At 68.0% G+C, this 1,901-nt stretch carries 2 protein-coding genes; one reads left to right on the top strand and one right to left on the bottom strand.

The annotated features are described in order from the left end of the window. Positions 1 to 292: 292 nt before the first annotated feature. Positions 293 to 736: a hypothetical protein gene (locus ABEA26_RS35830; RefSeq protein ID WP_345598236.1), complete on the top strand. Its 444-nt coding sequence runs from the start codon at positions 293 to 295 to the stop codon at positions 734 to 736. Positions 737 to 917: 181 nt separating this feature from the next. Here the strand turns inward: ABEA26_RS35830 and ABEA26_RS35825 are convergent, their stop codons facing one another. Continuing rightward, positions 918 to 1,835: a LysR family transcriptional regulator gene (locus ABEA26_RS35825; protein WP_345598234.1), complete on the bottom strand. Its 918-nt coding sequence runs from the start codon at positions 1,833 to 1,835 to the stop codon at positions 918 to 920. Between the last annotated feature and the right edge of the window lie 66 nt (positions 1,836 to 1,901).

Raw genomic sequence — 1,901 nt, 5'->3', positions numbered from 1 at the left:
CTCTGCGAGTTCCGTGCGAGATGCAGGCGGGTTCCGTGCGCCGTCGTACGCCGGATACCTGGGGGGCGCAACGAACACCGACCGGCACCCGTGCCCGCTATCTACATATCACCGCACCGGTTTCAGTGGCACAGCTCCACTCCACGATCAAAACGAAGAGAACACACAACAACCCGAAAAGAAAAGGCATCGCACCTCAGGCGGATTCAGCGCCACGTTCCAGGGGGAACATTCCTGAAAGACCCCAAAGTGACCCGCCGGGGGAACTCGACGGGAGAAAGGAGAAGCTCTCATGGCAAGGATTACGAGGATCGAGGCACATGTCCGCACGGCCGACGTACCACACGGGGGGACACAGGGATGGGTATACCTGGGCATCGCCGGCCGTGAATTCGTGCTCAACGCCTCCGGAACCGCCGGCGGCACTCGGACCGGCGACAACTGGACCTTCGTCCTCGGTGAGGACGCCAACGTCGAGAACCCCGCGTACAACGACCCTCGAAGGCCGCAGCTGGACACCGACAACCTCGACCGCTACCCCATCTATGTGAGGTTCGAGCCCGTAGGTCCCGATCCCGCGTGGTGCCTCGAACGCATCGTCGTCAGCGTCAACTCCGACACCGACCACCCGCACACCTTCGACAACCCTGACCTCGCCGACTTCGGTGAGGACCGGCGCCTGTGGCTGGGCCAGGAATACGGCAAGCAGTTGTACCTCAAGCGGTACGACGACTGACGGTCGGGACGCGCCGTGGTGACGCTGCGGGTGAGTGCGGGTCAGCCCCTGCGGCGATCCGTGTACCGGATGGCCTCGATCCAGGCCGTGGATGGCCGGGGGTGGCGACAGTCTGCCCCCGAGGGCGCCGAGGGAAGCCCTGTCCGGATGCCGGCCCCGACCCCGGTCCGTCCGACCACGATCAGACCTCGGGCACGCCGGCGAGGCGTCGGCCGACCCGCGTCGCCGTCTCCCGCAGCCAGATGTGGGCCGCGTCGTGCGTGTGCACCGGATGCCACCACAGGGCCTCCCGCAGCGGGACCGCCTCGTACGGCGGTTCCACCACGCGCACCGGGGCGAGCGGCCCGAGCAGCCTGGCGAGGCGGGCCTGGACCAGGGCGACACGGCGGGTGCCGGCCACCAGCAGGGGCAGCAACTGGAAACTGTCGACGGAGACCTCGACCCGTGGTTCGATGCCGAGCATGCCGAGCTGGCGCACGGCGGGGGCGTCGTAGGTGCGCTGGTAGGTGACCCACGGCAGTCGGGCGAGGTCGTGGCGGGTGAGCCGGTCGTCGACGCTCGGATGATCGTCGGCGACGAGGAAGACCCAGCGGTCCTCGTAGAGGTCGGTGGCGGGGAAGTCGCTGATGACTCCGTGCGGCATGAGCAGGCCGTCGGTGGCACTCAGGAGGGTGGCGGTGTCGTCGACCACGGTGGGCGGGGTCTGGGCGAAACGCAGTCTGATGCCGGGCGCCTCCTCGTGCACGACACGGGCGAGTTCGGTGCCGAAGACCGCGATGGCGTAGTCGGAGGCGATCAGTTTGAACTCGCGCTTTTCTTCGGCCGGGTTGAATTCGGCCTGGCTGGCGAAGAGGCGTTCCAGCAGGTCGTAGGCGGTGGAGGTGCGATCGAGGAGGACCTGGCCGAGCGCGGTGAGCTCGTAGTGGCCGCCGACGCGAGCGAGCAGGTCGTCGTCGAAATGGCGGCGGAGCCTGGCCAGGGCGGCGCTCATCGCGGGCTGGCTGAGGCCGACGCGCTGCCCGGCCCGGGTGACGTTGCGCTCCTCCAGGAGAGCGCGCAGGGCGACGACGAGGTTGAGGTCGAGGCGGGCCAGATTCACAGGACTTCCCCTTGGCGGTGCGGCGCCGACCAGGGGTAATTACTCTGCTGGATGCACGGCATCCAT

It is taken from the genome of Streptomyces marokkonensis, from assembly GCF_039539045.1.
In the GTDB taxonomy this organism is placed as follows: domain Bacteria; phylum Actinomycetota; class Actinomycetes; order Streptomycetales; family Streptomycetaceae; genus Streptomyces; species Streptomyces marokkonensis.
The sequence above is the reverse complement of the archived record's forward strand: the minus strand, read 5'-3'. Positions and strand labels throughout refer to the sequence as shown.

Coding starts and splice junctions, on each gene's coding strand:
- ABEA26_RS35830 (WP_345598236.1), top strand. CDS start 293: ATGGCAAGGATTACGAGGATCGAGGCACATGTCCGCACGGCCGACGTA.